Source organism: Mesorhizobium sp. BR1-1-6 (assembly GCF_020165355.1).
Lineage (GTDB): Bacteria > Pseudomonadota > Alphaproteobacteria > Rhizobiales > Rhizobiaceae > Mesorhizobium.
The window spans coordinates 137,449-151,549 of sequence record NZ_JAIUHZ010000002.1 but is presented as its reverse complement, the minus strand read 5'-3'; the positions used below and the strand labels follow the sequence as shown (position 1 = coordinate 151,549).

At 64.3% G+C, this 14,101-nt stretch carries 15 protein-coding genes; 11 read left to right on the top strand and 4 right to left on the bottom strand.

The annotated features are described in order from the left end of the window. Positions 1 to 32: 32 nt before the first annotated feature. The 4 genes from LB545_RS05905 to LB545_RS05890 all read right to left on the bottom strand — a co-directional run bounded on the left by LB545_RS05905 (position 33) and on the right by LB545_RS05890 (position 3,269). A complete protein-coding gene (locus tag LB545_RS05905) occupies positions 33 to 743 on the bottom strand; it encodes an SDR family NAD(P)-dependent oxidoreductase (protein ID WP_246680009.1) in 711 nt (236 codons plus the stop codon). Between the two features lie 132 nt (positions 744 to 875). Continuing rightward, positions 876 to 1,211, bottom strand: coding sequence for a hypothetical protein (locus tag LB545_RS05900; RefSeq protein ID WP_140513594.1), 336 nt, complete (start codon positions 1,209 to 1,211; stop codon positions 876 to 878). Continuing rightward, entirely contained in the window at positions 1,211 to 2,077 is an 867-nt protein-coding gene (locus LB545_RS05895; protein WP_224704862.1) for a DUF6772 family protein, read from the bottom strand. The genes LB545_RS05900 and LB545_RS05895 overlap by 1 nt, the downstream gene beginning before the upstream one ends. A gap of 52 nt (positions 2,078 to 2,129) precedes the next feature. Next, the gene (locus LB545_RS05890) at positions 2,130 to 3,269 is read right to left on the bottom strand and encodes a mandelate racemase/muconate lactonizing enzyme family protein (protein WP_224681267.1); all 1,140 of its coding nucleotides are present in this window, start codon (positions 3,267 to 3,269) and stop codon (positions 2,130 to 2,132) included. 133 nt (positions 3,270 to 3,402) lie between these two features. Between LB545_RS05890 and LB545_RS05885 the strand changes: the two genes are divergently transcribed. The 11 genes from LB545_RS05885 to LB545_RS05835 all read left to right on the top strand — a co-directional run bounded on the left by LB545_RS05885 (position 3,403) and on the right by LB545_RS05835 (position 13,985). After that, on the top strand, positions 3,403 to 4,161 hold the full coding sequence (locus tag LB545_RS05885) for a FadR/GntR family transcriptional regulator (RefSeq protein ID WP_140496166.1): 759 nt from the start codon (positions 3,403 to 3,405) through the stop codon (positions 4,159 to 4,161). Beyond that, positions 4,158 to 4,946 (top strand): SDR family NAD(P)-dependent oxidoreductase, encoded by a 789-nt coding sequence (locus tag LB545_RS05880; protein WP_140496167.1) that lies wholly within the window; start codon positions 4,158 to 4,160, stop codon positions 4,944 to 4,946. The genes LB545_RS05885 and LB545_RS05880 overlap by 4 nt, the downstream gene beginning before the upstream one ends. Positions 4,947 to 5,025: 79 nt before the next feature. Beyond that, positions 5,026 to 6,270: an ABC transporter substrate-binding protein gene (locus tag LB545_RS05875; RefSeq protein WP_140496168.1), complete on the top strand. Its 1,245-nt coding sequence runs from the start codon at positions 5,026 to 5,028 to the stop codon at positions 6,268 to 6,270. Between the two features lie 23 nt (positions 6,271 to 6,293). Further along, the gene (locus LB545_RS05870; protein ID WP_140496454.1) at positions 6,294 to 7,214 is read left to right on the top strand and encodes a carbohydrate ABC transporter permease; all 921 of its coding nucleotides are present in this window, start codon (positions 6,294 to 6,296) and stop codon (positions 7,212 to 7,214) included. Beyond that, the gene (locus LB545_RS05865) at positions 7,211 to 8,053 is read left to right on the top strand and encodes a carbohydrate ABC transporter permease (protein WP_224704636.1); all 843 of its coding nucleotides are present in this window, start codon (positions 7,211 to 7,213) and stop codon (positions 8,051 to 8,053) included. Before LB545_RS05870 ends, LB545_RS05865 begins: the two co-directional genes overlap by 4 nt. A gap of 9 nt (positions 8,054 to 8,062) precedes the next feature. Further along, a complete protein-coding gene (locus LB545_RS05860; RefSeq protein WP_140513600.1) occupies positions 8,063 to 9,088 on the top strand; it encodes an ABC transporter ATP-binding protein in 1,026 nt (341 codons plus the stop codon). A 124-nt stretch (positions 9,089 to 9,212) separates the two neighbouring features. Beyond that, on the top strand, positions 9,213 to 10,676 hold the full coding sequence (locus tag LB545_RS05855; RefSeq protein WP_224704634.1) for a phospholipase D-like domain-containing protein: 1,464 nt from the start codon (positions 9,213 to 9,215) through the stop codon (positions 10,674 to 10,676). A gap of 106 nt (positions 10,677 to 10,782) precedes the next feature. Next, entirely contained in the window at positions 10,783 to 11,583 is an 801-nt protein-coding gene (locus LB545_RS05850; protein WP_140513604.1) for an endonuclease/exonuclease/phosphatase family protein, read from the top strand. 112 nt (positions 11,584 to 11,695) lie between these two features. After that, on the top strand, positions 11,696 to 12,028 hold the full coding sequence (locus LB545_RS05845; protein ID WP_140556655.1) for a hypothetical protein: 333 nt from the start codon (positions 11,696 to 11,698) through the stop codon (positions 12,026 to 12,028). 125 nt (positions 12,029 to 12,153) lie between these two features. Continuing rightward, entirely contained in the window at positions 12,154 to 12,756 is a 603-nt protein-coding gene (locus LB545_RS05840; protein WP_140665783.1) for an ANTAR domain-containing response regulator, read from the top strand. Positions 12,757 to 12,758: 2 nt separating this feature from the next. Beyond that, on the top strand, positions 12,759 to 13,985 hold the full coding sequence (locus LB545_RS05835) for a CmpA/NrtA family ABC transporter substrate-binding protein (protein WP_224704632.1): 1,227 nt from the start codon (positions 12,759 to 12,761) through the stop codon (positions 13,983 to 13,985). Positions 13,986 to 14,101: the final 116 nt, after the last annotated feature.

Below are 14,101 nucleotides of genomic sequence, written 5' to 3'. Positions count from 1 at the left end.
CTAACGCCGGTCACCATGCTTGGCGGTGCCGGTCAGCGGAACATCGAGCCGCCATCAACGTCGAGCGCCGCGCCATAGACGAAGCTCGCGGCGTCCGAGCAAAGGAATAGGATCGCGGCGGCCATGTCGTCGGGCCGGCCCATGCGGCGCATCGGCAAATTGGCCGCGATGCGGTCCTTGAGAGCCTGGTCGATATGGGAATGCATCGGCGAATCGGTCGGCCCCGGATTGAGGGCGTTGATGCGCACCTTCTTTCCCGCCAATTCGCGCGCAACCGACTTCACCAGCGACAGCGTGCCGGCCTTGGACGCCGCATAGGCGGTGTCGGCGATGAGCCCGCCGCCGCCATGCACACCGGCGTCGGAGGCCACGCACACGATATTCCCCCCGCCGGCATTGCCTTGCATGCGCTGCACCGCCCCCTGGACGGTGAAGAAGGTGCCCAGCAGATTGACGCCGAGGACGCGCTGCCAGTGCGCCCAATCCTGCTCCGCGATTCTCTTGGCAGTGATGATCGCCGCGCAGGTCACGACGTTGTCGAGCCGCGCCAGCCTGGCGTCGCAATAGTCGAACATGCGCGCGATGCTGTCGGGGTCGCCCATGTCGGCCACCACCTTGTGCGGTGGGGTCCCGGCCCTTCCGCTCAATTCGTCATGGCGCTTCGCCAACCCCTCGGTATCGCGGTCGCACATCACGACCTCGGCGCCCTTGGAAAGAAAGGCACGGGCGGTCTCGAAACCCATGCCGCTCGCGGCACCGGTCACCAGCACGGTCTTGCCGGCAAAACTGTCCTGGGCAAACGTCGCATAGGGGTCGATCATGATGTCTCCGTGAACAGTAAGGGTTGGCCGGCGGCAACGTTTGGCGAGGTGTGTTCAGGCCTTCAGGTGCAGCGTCACGAGCACGCTGCACTCCGCGCCGCTCTCGAAACGCGCCGCGACGCGCAGCCAGTTGCCAAAATGGCTAAGCCGCGCCATTGCCATGCCGTCGCGCTCGGCCGGCATGACAAACTCGGTGCCTTCGCGCAGCCAGTGCATTCCATCCGGCGAGATCTCGATCCACGCCGTTGCCGCAGGGCCGACAGGTTGCTTCAACGCGCGCACGAAGAAGATCGCCTCGCGCGCCCATCCTGCCTCGTAAGGCTCGCTGGCGGCCTCGCCGCGCCAGCGCTCGTTGCGCGAGACGACCGCGGTGATGTTCTCGGGCAGCATCAGAAGTCTCCGGAAATGCAGATGGAATCGACATAGAGGAAGGCCCGTTTGGCAACGTCGGTTTCAGCGAAGAGGCCGAAATTGAGCATGCACCACAGGTTCTTCATCGCCGGAATGCGAATCGAATCGAATCCCGAGAGATCGAAGCTGCGATCGTTGCAGCGCAGCCCGAGCGCCGTCATCGATTCCAGATCGAAATCGAAGCACAGATAAGTCCAGTTCACCTTGGTGGGGATCTCGTTGTAGCACAGGCGCTGCGATCCGCCGGGAAGGTCGAGCCATCCCTCCGGCGACAGGTGATAGTGGCTGATCGTCTTGTCGTCGCTGCCGATCGGGATGATCTTCTCGGTCTCGCGCTTGTATTGCCATTTTTGCAAGTGCTGGCCGTCGAGCGCGTTCAAAAAGCGCAGATGCGGCATGACCCGATCGCTGTTGCCATCCTGATCTCCGCCCTGCAGGTCGAACAGGAAGCCGACGGAGCGCACATCGGTTTCGGACAGCTTCAGCGCATTGGCTTCGGGCTTGAAGGTGAAATACATTTCGAAGCGGATCGGTCCGCGCTTCCTGAATGTGTGGCGTTTGATGGCGACGTTGCGGGCTCCCGGCGCGGGACGTGTCGCAACCTTCAACGCATAGGATGAATCCATCCCCCCGTGTGAGCCGGCGTCCCAGTGCGCGAGCGTCGACAGCATGGCGCTGGTATGTTGCGCGTAGCCCGGCAGCATGGTGTCCAGATCGTCCTCATAGTTGCCGACAAGCTGCGACCAGCCGCAATGGCCGCGCGCGAAATCGTCGAACGACAATATCCGCGGCAGCGGGTCGAAGCGGCTGAGCGCGGGTTCCGCGCGCAACAACGCCAGCCGCATCGCCTCGGCGAGGTCAGCGCCCTGGTTTGGAACCTGGTTCTTCATCTCGGCCTCATCCGGCTTTCAGTTTCTTGACGGCGTCCCAGTCGATCTCTATGCCGAGCCCCGGTTTCTGCGGGACGTCCAGCGTGCCGTTCTTCTGCCTGACGCAACCGGGCGCGAGATCGGCCAGGCTGGTCTTGAACGGGCTGGCGTCGCACTCGCACTCCATGACGCCGAAATTCGGCATCGCGGCTGCCAGATGGACGCTTGCGGTCTCGCAGACGATGCCCGACATGCCGATATGCGGCGCGTAGCCGACATCATGCGCCGCGGCGTAGTCGGCCATGCGACGCGTCTCGGAGATGCCGCCCGCGCGCGCCACGTCGGGCTGCAGCACGGACAGCGTCCGGTTGGCGATCAGGCGCTGCGCCTGGTCCAACGTGAAATTGCTCTCGCCCGCGGCCAGCGGCACGTCGCAGCGCCGGCGCAGTTCCTCATAACCCTGCTCGTTTTCCGGTTGCAGCGGCTCCTCGAACCAGAAATAGCCGTTTGCCGAAAGCGCACGACCTACCTCGACCGCCTCGTCCAGATTGTAGGCCCAGTTCGCATCGACGCAGAGCCCGATCGCATCGCCGGCGCGCTTGCGGATGCGCTCGATCCGTTTGCAGGCTTCGCGCACGGGCCGCGCCATCTTAACCTTGATGCGCGTAAAGCCCTCGCCGAGATAACGATCGAGTTCAGCGTCGGCGGCATCGTCGTCGACCCAGTTGACCGCGGCGGCATAGACGTCGATGCGGTCGCGTCCGACACCGCCGAGAAGCTTCGCGATCGGCTGCCCGGTCGCCTTGCCCAATATATCCCATAGCGCGATGTCCACGCCGGCGATGGCCTCGATCAGCACGCCGCCCGCCCTGCCCGAAAGCGCGCGGCGCATGGACTGCCATAGGGCGCCGATGTTGCGCGCGTCCTGGCCGAGCAGGCGCGGCTTGAGCGAGCTTTCGATCAGCTCGACATAAGCCTTGGGCGAGAACCGCGCCAGGGTTTCGCCTACGCCGACAATGCCCTCGCTCGTGCGCACTTCGACCAGGACCAGCGAGACCTTTTCATAGACGCCCCAGGACGTGACCGTGGGCCGGGGCAATGTCTGGCTGAGGGGATGGGCAATCACCTCGGCAATCTTCAGCGGCCCCGCCGCGATTGGATCGCTCACGTGCATCGGCTCCAGATTTCTCCCTTGGTCCCCTCGCACCGCCTTCATAGCTTTCACTTGTAAACTTAGCAACCAAAAAACTTAGTTGCTATGTTCGGGAAAACCGTGCTAGTGAGCTCGGAAAGGATTCCGAATGCCCCTGGACGAAGCACGCAAGCCGATTTTCTCCGCGAAACTCGCGAGCCCTTCCCGCCTCGCGGACGGCGTCTCGGATGCGATCGCCGCGGCGTTGTTCGACGGACGCATCGCGCCTGGCGAAGCGCTGCCGCCGGAAGGCGAGATCGCCAGGGAATTCGGCGTCTCCAAGCCCATCGCACGCGAGGCGCTGCGCCAGTTGACCAGCGCCGGCCTCGTTTCGACGCAGCAAGGAAAAGTTGCCCGCGCCAAGGCGCTCAGCGGCGAGCCGATGGAGCGCATCTACGCCTATGCGGTCCGTTCGAGCCTGACGCGGCTTCAGGAAGCCAACGAGATGCGCCGCGTCATCGAGGTTGGCATAGCCAGGCTGGCCGCCGAGCGCCGCGATCCGCGCGGCTTGGAAATGATGCGCCAGGCCGTGCTCGACATGCACGCCGGCATCGGCAGGCCCGGCGATTTCACGCAAGCCGACATTCTGTTCCACCTCGGCCTCGCGACGGCCACGGGCAACTCCATGATCCGTATTCAGATGGAAGGGATGCGGTCTGTCCAACGCGAGGTTTCTGAACTGTTCTCCCAGCGCTCCAACCGCACGGAAACGGATTGGCGGGCGACCGTCGAACGGCACCAGGCGATCTACGACGCGATCATGGCGGGCGACACCGATCTCGCGGACCGGCGCATTCACGAGCATTTCGACGCGGCCGACATCGCCTCGTTCGAGGTGGCCGGCAAGCTCGGGGAGCCGTCGCCGTGAGCAAGGACCGTTTTTCCCTTGCCGGACGGCGGGCGCTGGTGACCGGCGCCAGCTCCGGCATCGGGCGCGCGGTTGCGATCGCCCTGGCGCAGCATGGCGCCAGCGTCGCGCTGCATCACTTCGGTGACGCCGCCGGCGCGCGCGAAACGGCTGCCGCTATCGGCCCGGGCACCGCGGTTCTCGAGGCCGATTTCACCGATAGCAAGTCAATGTCGGCCTTTACCGATGAAGCCGCGGGCGCCGGGCCCATCGACATCCTCGTCTCGAACGGCGCGATCGAGCGGCGCCGTGCATGGAGCGAGATCGACGAAGCGCATATCCAGGCCCATGTGGCGGCAAACTTCACGGCCCTGCTTACCCTGGCCACGCGGCTCGTTCCCGCCATGGCCAAGCGCGGATGGGGACGCGTGGTCGCGACCGGCAGCGTGATGGCGAGGCGTCCGCGCGCGGAAACGATCGTCTATGCTTCGCTGAAGGCGGCGCAACTTACGGCGGTGCGCGCCATGGCACGCGAGGTTGCGCCGCATGGCGTCACCATGAATGTGGTATCGCCCGGCGCGATCGAGACGGAGGCAACCGCCGAGCGCTACCGGGACGCAGCCTTCCGCCAAGCGGTCGCGGCGAAGATTCCCGCCGGCCGCCACGGCCAGGCCGACGACCTCGTCGGCGCCTTCGTTTTTCTGTGCAGCGACGCCGCCCGCTACGTCACCGGGGCTGACCTGCCCGTCGACGGCGGCTGGACAATCGGCGACGCGCCCAGCGCGCTGCCGGGGACAACAGCATGACAAGTCGCCGCCGCCTGCCGGCCCGTTCGTTGCGCGCCCGCAGTTGTTGATTGGACCATCGGCGTTTCGGGAGGAAACCATGAAGACCGCAATCAAACTTGCACTATCGACCTTGGCGCTGTGCGCCCTGTCGGCGCACTCGCTGGCCCAGGAACTCCGAGTGACCGTGTGGACGGGCAGCGAGGCCCACCTCAAGATGCTGAACGGCATCGCCCAGGGCTTCATCGCCAAGCATCCGGGCGTCACGGTGAAATTCGAGACCGTTCCGGTCGCCGACTACACGCAGAAGCTCACTTTCCAGGTCGCCGGGGGCAACGCCCCCGACATCGCCTGGATGATGGAGGATGCCGCACCCGCTTTCGAGAACGCCGGGCTGCTGATGGACATCGGCCCGACGCTCAAGGCGACCGAGGGATACAATTTCGACGATTTCTCCCAGCCCGCCATGGCGCTCTGGCAGAAGGACGGCAAGGTCTACGGCGTGCCCTTCTCCACCTCGCCTTTCCTGATCTACTACAACAAGGACATGTTCGACAAAGCAGGTGTCGAAGATCCCAACCAGCTCGCCGCGAAGGGCGAGTGGAACATGCAGAAATTCCAGGAGGTCGCCAAGAAGATCACCGAGGCTAATCCCGGCAAATGGGGCTTCGAATTCAAGGATGGCGAAGGTTACGCATCGCGTATGACGCACGCCTTGCTGCCGCCCGTGCGCGCTTACGGCGGCGATCTGTGGGCCGACGGCCAGTGCGGCCTCGACAAGCCTGAAGCGGTGGCTGCCATCAAGCAGCTCCATGATATGGTGTTCAAGGACAGGTCGATCGTGCCGCCGGGAGAGCAGGGCGACTACTTCTCCGGCAATTCGGCGATGACCGTGAACCAGATCTCGCGAGCCTCGAAGATGCCCGAGGCAGGCTTCAAATGGGGCATCGCCCCCTTGCCTTCGGGACCCGCCGGCGAAGCTCCGGTCATCGGCCAGGCCGCGCTGACAGTCTTTGCGTCCGGCAAGAACAAGGAGCTTGCCGCGCAACTCGTGGCCGACATGACCAGCAAGGACAATGTGGCTGTCATGGCCCAGTTCTTTCCGCCGGCCCGCAAGAGCGTCCTGGAGAGCGACGCCTTCGTCAACTCCAACAAGCTGATCCCGCCCGAGCAGATGAAAAGCGTCGCCGCAGCGATCGTCAACGGCCGCGTTCACCCTTCGCATGAGCATGTGCCGCAGATATTCGCCGCGATGGCGCCGCGCGTCGACGCGCTGTGGCGGGCCGACGCCAATGTCGAAGAGGCGCTGAAGGGCGTCTGCGCCGCCATTCAGCCATTGCTCTGACAGGATTTCGGTTCATGGCCGGCATGGCATCCCGGGACAATGCGGCGCGCCCTGCCAGCGCGCCGTGGCTGAGCTTGAAGGCCAGGGAGATGCTGGAGGCATGGCTGTTCGTCAGCCCGACCTTGATCGGCTTCCTGGTCTTCTTCCTTGGGCCGCTGGTCGCCATCTTCTATTATTCGACGACCGAGTGGAACCTGCTCAGCCAGCAGGCGACCTTCGTCGGGCTTCGCAATTTCCAGAATGCGCTGCTGGAGAACCCCGACTTCTGGCATGTCGTGCGCAATTCCGTGATCTTCGCGCTGGGGCTCGTTCCCCTGAACATGGCGCTGGCGCTCTCCCTCGCGCTGGCGCTTTCGCGGCCGTTCTTCGGTGTCGTCTTCTTTCGCACGGTCTTCTTCGCGCCGGTGGTCACATCGGCAATCGCCTGGGCCATCGTCTGGAAATTCATGCTGCAGGGCGAAGGCGGCGCCGTGAACCAGATGCTCGCCTGGATCGGCATCGATGGCCCGAATTGGTTGCGCGAGCCCAACTGGGCGATGGCGGCCGTCATCGTCACCCGAGTCATCAAGATGGTCGGCCTCAACATGATCCTCTACATCGCCGCGCTCCAATCGATACCGCGCGACTACGAGGAGGCAGCGGCGCTGGAAGGCGCCTCGCGCTGGCAGGTCTTTCGCATGATCACCTGGCCGCTGCTCGCGCCGACGACGCTGGTCATCATGGTTCTGACGACGATCGGCTCGTTCAAGGTGTTCGACCACATCTACCAGATGACCGGCGGCGGCCCGGAAAACGGCACCCTGGTGCTGGCCTTCTACATCTATCAGCAAGGCTTCAAATTCTTCAACGTCGGCTACGCGGCCGCGCTGGCCCTGATCATGTTCGTCATCGTGATGGCGCTCACCCTCGTGCAGGTGATGTTGCGGCGGAAGGAGATGGAGTGACCCAGCGCCGGACCGAGATTCTCTATCGCATCTGCTGGACCATGGCGCTGCTGCTTTTGGCCGTGCCCTTCGTGTTCCCGTTCCTGTGGATGATTTCCGGCGGCTTCAAGAGCACCACCGAAATCTTCGGCGCGCCGACCTTGATTCCCCGCGTCTGGCGCTTCGAGAACTTCGCGGAAGTGTTCACCTATCAGCCCTTCGCGCGGCAGTATTTTAACTCGCTCTATATCGCCGCGACGGTGACGGTGCTGACCCTGTTCATTGCCTCGCTCGCGGGCTACGCGCTGGCGCGCATCCGCTTTGCCGGCGCCGGGCTGTTGATGCTGTTCCTGGTGATGGCGCTGATGGTGCCGGAAGAGGTCACCATCATCCCTAACTTCTTCCTGATCCGCGCCATGGGCCTGATCGACACGCACTGGCCGCTCATCCTTCTGCCGGTCTTCGGCCCGCAGGGCGTGGTGGCGACCTTCCTGATGCGTCAGTTCTTCCTGGCGCTGCCCAGGGAACTCGAAGAAGCCGGCAAGATGGATGGCCTGTCGCGGTTCGGAGTCTGGTTGAAGATCGCCCTGCCCATGGCGCGGCCGGCGCTCGCCGCGGTTGCTATCATCACCTTCCTGCATTCGTGGAACCTCTTCCTCGAGCCGCTGATCTTCCTCAGTTCGCTCGAAAAATTCACGCTGCCGCTGGCGCTGTCCAACTTCAACGACAGCTACGGCCTGCCCTTGTGGAATCTGCAATTGGCGGCGACCAGCCTGGCCGTGGTTCCCATCCTCATCATCTATCTGATCGCCCAGCGCCAGATCATCGAGAGCTTCGCCCTCTCCGGCGTCAAGGGATAAGGGGGAGTCATGACAAAGCTTCTGCTCAAGGACATCCGCAAGCGGTTCGGAACGGTCGAGGTCATCCGTGGCGTCGATCTCGAGATCGAGGATGGCGAGTTCGTCGTCTTCGTCGGCCCGTCGGGATGCGGGAAGTCGACGCTCTTGCGGCTGATCTCCGGCCTCGAGCATCTCAGCGAGGGCGAACTCCACATTGGCGGCCGTCTGGTCAATGAGGTTCCGGCGGCCAGGCGCGGCGTGGCCATGGTGTTCCAGTCCTACGCGCTCTACCCTCACCTGACCGTCCGCGACAATATGGGCTTCGGCCTCAAGGTCCGCAAAGTGCCGGCCGGCGAGCGAGCCCGGCGCGTCTCGGAGGCCGCCGCGACGCTGAAGCTCGAGCTATTGCTCGACCGTTTCCCGCGTCAGCTATCGGGCGGGCAGCGCCAGCGCGTGGCCATCGGCCGCGCCATCGTCGCCAATCCCGACGTCTTCCTTTTCGACGAGCCGCTTTCGAACCTCGACGCCGAACTGCGTGTGCACATGCGCTCCGAGATCGCGGCGCTCCACCAGCGCCTGTCGACGACGATGATCTACGTGACGCACGATCAGATCGAGGCCATGACGCTTGCCGACAAGATCGTCGTGTTGCGCGACGGAAGGATCGAACAGGTCGGCTCACCGCGCGAGCTCTACGACAGCCCCCGAACCATTTTCGTCGCCCAGTTCATCGGCAGCCCGAAGATGAACATCCTGCCGCTCGCCGATGGGCGGCCAATCACCCACGGGGCGTCCGTGCCTGCGGCGGCCGTCTCGATCGGCGTTCGGCCCGAGCACCTGTCGCTGGCCCAGCCTTCGTCCGCCACGCTGCGCGGTAAGGTAAAGCTTGCCGAATACACTGGCGCCGTCACGCTCATCCACGTGGAATTGAACGCGGGCCAGACATGCCTTGTCATCCACAATCAGGGGACGGCGCCCGAGATTGGCGCCGAGATCGGCCTGAACGCAGCCCCCGCGCACCTGCATTTCTTCGACGGCGAAGGGCGCGCGGTCTGACGCGATCATGAATGGCCGCCAGCGCGTAGCCGGCGTGCGGACGCAATAACCCGCGGAAGCATGGGAACGCGGCGAATGACCGGCCGCATTGCCTTCTGTATCCGCTCGCTGGATAGTTCCGGCCATGCTGCAGAGCCTGGCGACTCACTGGCCTCAAATCCTGGCGATCATCTCGGTGGTGATCGCGAGCGTTGGCATTGCCCATGCCGTCATGACCAAGGAGGACGTCCGGGCCGCCACCGGCTGGGTCGGCGTGATGGTGCTGTCGCCGATCCTGGGGGTGCTGATCTATGCCGTGGCCGGCATCAACCGCATCCGGCGCGCCTCGATCAGCGCACAGCGCTCGCTTGCCGGCGATCTGGCGTCCGCCAGGCACGACCGCGACATTGCCGCCGAGGAGGCCCTGATCGTCGAACGATACGGGCCGCGCTTCATCGGCCTCAGGACGCTGGGCGACAGGGTGGCGCGGCGCGCGCTTCATCCGGGAAATGCCATCACGGTCCTGGAAACAGGCGACGAAGCCTACACCGCGATGTGTGCGGCCATCGACGGCGCCGAACGCAGCGTCCTGCTCGAAACCTATATTTTCGACAATGACCCCGTCGGCCTGCTCTTCGTGGAATCCCTTGCCCGGGCGGTCCGCCGCGGCGTCAGCGTGCGCGTGTTGATCGACGCCGTAGGCGCCCGCTATTCCGTGCCCAGCATATTGGGCCACCTGCGCGGCGCCGACATCACCGCCGGGCTCTTCAACGGCAACATCGTCATGGGCCTGCACCTGCCCTATGCCAATCTGAGGACCCACCGGAAGATCCTGGTGGTCGACGGCACGGTTGCCTTTACCGGCGGCATGAACATTCGCAAGGGCTTTTCCGCCGAGTTTGCCGGCTCCAACAGTTCCAGGGACACGCATTTTCGCGTGACCGGTCCAGTGGTAGCCGACCTCTTTTCGGTTGCCGCCGAAGATTGGCGTTTCGCCAGCAACGAGGCGCTGAAGGGCGATGCCTGGCGAATTGCCCAGCTGTCGCCGGCGCCCGCCACGCCCATGCTGGTGCGGGCGGTCGCGTCCGGCCCGGACGCCAGCGTCGAGACCAATCACAAGCTGCTGATCGGCGCCTTCTCCGTCGCGCGCAAATCGATCCGCCTCATGTCGCCCTATTTCCTGCCGGACCGCGAACTGATCAGCGCCCTGACGACTGCGGCAAGACGCGGTGTCGAAATCGACATCGTGGTGCCGGCGGTGAACAATCTTTTCCTTGTCGACCGTGCGATGACGGCGCAGTTCGACCAGGTTCTGAAGCACTATTGCCGCGTCTGGCGCACGGAAGGACCTTTCGACCATTCGAAGCTGCTTTCGATCGATGGCGCATGGGCCTATGTCGGGTCTTCCAACCTGGACGCCAGGTCGCTACGGCTCAATTTCGAGATCGACCTGGAGGTACTCGACGCCGGCTTCGCCAGCGAGATCGAAAAGCGGATCGTGGCGGCGATCGAGACGGCCGTCCCTGTCACGCTGGAAGCATTGCGGGCGCGGCCATTCGTCATCCGTCTGTTCGATCGCATCCTGTGGCTGGGCTCGCCCTATCTTTAACAAAAGGACGTGTTTGCCAGATAGCTTGAATCGATGATGGAACAGATGCCGAAAGGTTCTATTTTTTGAGGTGCATGGTGCAAGCAGCAGGAATGGCGGGCAAACGATGCGGGTGAACGGGCGCAGCCTGCCGGCAAGCATGCTTTTGTCCATTCGCGACAAACGGATGCGGAAGGCCAATGCCACGTCTACAAACAAGGCGGACGCCACCGGAACGCTGGTCGCCTCCTACAATGTCCACAAATGCATCGGCGTCGACCGCAAGTTCGATCCCGACCGCACCAGCCGCGTCATCCGCGAGATCGACCCGGATGTCATCGCCCTGCAGGAAGCGGACAACCGTTTCGGCGACCGGACCGGACTTCTCGACCTGTCCCGGCTCGAACTGGAAACCGGCCTGGTGCCGGTACCGATTTCGGCGACCGGCAAGGGCCATGGCTGGCACGGCAACGTCTTGCTATTCAAAAAGGGCGTCGTGCGCGACGTGCATCAGATCAGGCTTCCCGGGCTGGAACCGCGTGGCGCTCTGGTGGCGGAAATCGACCTCGACGGAAGCCAGTCCCTGCGCGTCATCGCGGCGCATTTGGGCCTGCTGCGCCGTTCGCGGTCGCAGCAGGCACAGGTCGTCCTGGATATCATGAACAGCCCCGACGAGAAGCCGACGCTGCTGCTCGGCGACCTCAATGAATGGCGCCTCGGAAACCGCTCCGCGCTGAACACGCTGCATCTGACGTTTGGACCGTTGCCGCCGGCTGTTCCCACCTTCCCCTCGAATCTGCCACTGCTGGCGCTCGACCGCATCATGGCCAACCGGCACGGAATGATCGCGGCCGTCGAAGCGCATGACACGCCGTTGTCGCGGGTCGCCTCCGACCATCTGCCGCTGACCGCCTTTGTCCGCCTGTAGCCACGCGCCGATAACGCCTTGATGTCGACCGCGTTGGAAAGCGTGTAGGGCGGTATCGGAACGGCGGCTCCTTTTGCGAGTTGATATGGCTTGGACAACAGGAGGACGAGACATGAGAAGCTTTTTCCTGGCCTCGATGATGGCGTTGGCCGCTTCGGCTTCCGTCATTGCGCCGACGCAGGCCGCGAGCGTCACCATCCAGTCCGGCGACGAGCCCCAGTATTCGCCCGACGACGACTATGACAATGGCGAGGTCGTCGTGCGCCGCCACTATGATCGCCAGCGTTATATCGACAATCGCTATAACGACGACGAGGACAGCGATGTTCGTTACAGCGACCGCGAATACCGCCGCTACCATCGTCACCACCGCTGCCACATCGAGTTGGTGAAACACTGGCGCCACCATCACAGGGTGATCGAAGAGGTTCGTGTCTGCACCTGACCCGAGGATCGCTGAAGTGCATCTGCGTGGCCTGATTGCAATGCGGTAAGCTGCGGCCACGCCCCTTCCGCTGCACTGGCTATGCCGCATTGCACAATTCCGCGACCTTGCCCACAATGCGGGGCATGGTCCTATCCTCCCTAGCCGTCCTGGTGATCGACGAAAACCGTATCCGCGCCTCGATCATCGAGGCGGGACTGCGCGAGGCCGGCCATCAGCGGGTGACCGTCGTCCATGACGTGGCGGGCATTGCGCGCCGCATCGCCGAGATCGAACCCGACGTGATTGTCATCGACCTCGAAAACCCCAACCGCGACATGCTGGAGAACATGTTCCAGCTGTCGCGCGCGGTGAAGCGCCCGATCGCCATGTTCGTCGACCGTTCCGACAAGGCCTCTATCGAGGCCGCGGTCGATGCCGGCGTGTCCGCCTATGTCGTCGATGGCCTCAGACAGGAACGCGTGAAGCCGATCCTCGACATGGCCGTCAGCCGCTTCAACGCCTTTTCGCGCATGGCACGCGAACTGGAGGAAGCGCGCAGCGAACTCGAGAACCGCAAGGTCATCGACCGCGCCAAGGGGATATTGATGAAATCGCGGGGTCTGAGCGAAGACGCGGCCTACACGCTGCTGCGCAAGACGGCGATGAACCAGAACCGCAAGATCAGCGACATCGCCCATAGCCTGGTGACGACAGCCGGGCTGCTCGGGCCGCTGGAGGATGAATGAGCATGACAGCTGCGCATCAGATCACCGCCGGCTTCATGCCCCTGTTCGACAGCGCCGTGCTGGTCGCGGCCGGCGAAATGGGCTTTGCCGCGCGCGAAGGCGTCGATCTCGTCCTCCACCGCGAAACCTCCTGGGCCAACATCCGCGACCGCATCGCCATTGGCCATTTCGACCTTGCCCATATGCTTGGGCCGATGCCGCTCGCCTGCAACCTCGGGCTCACGCCGCTGGCATCCGAGACGATCGTGCCCTATTCGCTCGGCCTCGGCGGCAATTGCGTCACCATCTCCAACGCCGTCTGGGAAGGCATGGCGGCGCACGGCGCCGTATCGGATCTCGATCCGGCCCGCGCCGGCGCGGCGCTCGGCGCGTTTATCCGCGAACGCGCGGCGGCCGGCCGCGACCCGCTGCGCTTTGCCGTCGTGCATCCGCATTCCGGGCACAATTACGAACTGCGCTATTGGCTCGCCGCCTGCGGCATCGACCCCGACGGTGAGATCGAGATCGTCATCGTGCCGCCGCCCTTCATGGCCGACGCGCTGGCCGCCGGCCGCATCGACGGCTATTGCGTCGGCGAGCCCTGGAACAGCGCCTCCGTCTCGGCCGGCACCGGCCATATCGTCACCGTCAAGGCGCTGCTGTGGCGCAACAGCCCCGAAAAGGTAATCGGCGCGCGCAAGGCTTGGGCCGAAGCGCAGCCGGAGGCGCTGGCGGCGCTGCTCAGGGCATTGCACCACTCCGCCCGCTGGTGCCAGGACCCGGCCAATCGAGGCGAACTGGCGGCATTGATGGCGCAGCCCGGCTTCCTGGGCCAGTCCACCGAGATCCAGATGCCGGTCCTGACCGGACATCTCCGCCTCGGCAGCGGCGCCGAGCGGAACGTCGAGGACTTCTTCGTTCCGTTCGACAAGGCGGCGAACTTTCCCTGGAAGAGCCATGCGCTGTGGTTCTACACCCAGATGGTGCGCTGGGGCGATATCGCGCACACGCCTGAAAACCTCGCCGTCGCCCGCGACTGCTACCGGCCCGACCTCTATCGGGCGGCGCTGAAGCCGCTCGGCGTGGCGCTGCCGGGCGCCAATGCCAAGGTCGAGGGGGCGTTGAAGATCGCAACGCCCGTCGGCTCGGCCGGGGCAAGCCTGGTGCTCGGCCCCGACGGTTTCTTCGACGGCCGCATCTTCGATCCGGACCAGATCGAGGCTTATATCGGGGCGCAGCGGCCAGGGTGATCATTTCCGCGCCGTTCTTGTGCATTGCACAAAATTTATGCGGACTGATCGCATAGCTGACCAATGTTTGGCCTTGTCACCTGGTGGCCGGATCTGCCCGTGAATCGGCTATTCAG

Coding starts and splice junctions, on each gene's coding strand:
- LB545_RS05885 (WP_140496166.1), top strand. CDS start 3,403: ATGCCCCTGGACGAAGCACGCAAGCCGATTTTCTCCGCGAAACTCGCG.
- LB545_RS05855 (WP_224704634.1), top strand. CDS start 9,213: ATGCTGCAGAGCCTGGCGACTCACTGGCCTCAAATCCTGGCGATCATC.
- LB545_RS05905 (WP_246680009.1), bottom strand. CDS start 743: ATGGGTTTCGAGACCGCCCGTGCCTTTCTTTCCAAGGGCGCCGAGGTC.
- LB545_RS05860 (WP_140513600.1), top strand. CDS start 8,063: ATGACAAAGCTTCTGCTCAAGGACATCCGCAAGCGGTTCGGAACGGTC.
- LB545_RS05840 (WP_140665783.1), top strand. CDS start 12,154: ATGGTCCTATCCTCCCTAGCCGTCCTGGTGATCGACGAAAACCGTATC.
- LB545_RS05895 (WP_224704862.1), bottom strand. CDS start 2,077: ATGCGGCTGGCGTTGTTGCGCGCGGAACCCGCGCTCAGCCGCTTCGAC.
- LB545_RS05875 (WP_140496168.1), top strand. CDS start 5,026: ATGAAGACCGCAATCAAACTTGCACTATCGACCTTGGCGCTGTGCGCC.
- LB545_RS05870 (WP_140496454.1), top strand. CDS start 6,294: ATGGCATCCCGGGACAATGCGGCGCGCCCTGCCAGCGCGCCGTGGCTG.
- LB545_RS05845 (WP_140556655.1), top strand. CDS start 11,696: ATGAGAAGCTTTTTCCTGGCCTCGATGATGGCGTTGGCCGCTTCGGCT.
- LB545_RS05835 (WP_224704632.1), top strand. CDS start 12,759: ATGACAGCTGCGCATCAGATCACCGCCGGCTTCATGCCCCTGTTCGAC.
- LB545_RS05900 (WP_140513594.1), bottom strand. CDS start 1,211: ATGCTGCCCGAGAACATCACCGCGGTCGTCTCGCGCAACGAGCGCTGG.
- LB545_RS05850 (WP_140513604.1), top strand. CDS start 10,783: ATGCGGGTGAACGGGCGCAGCCTGCCGGCAAGCATGCTTTTGTCCATT.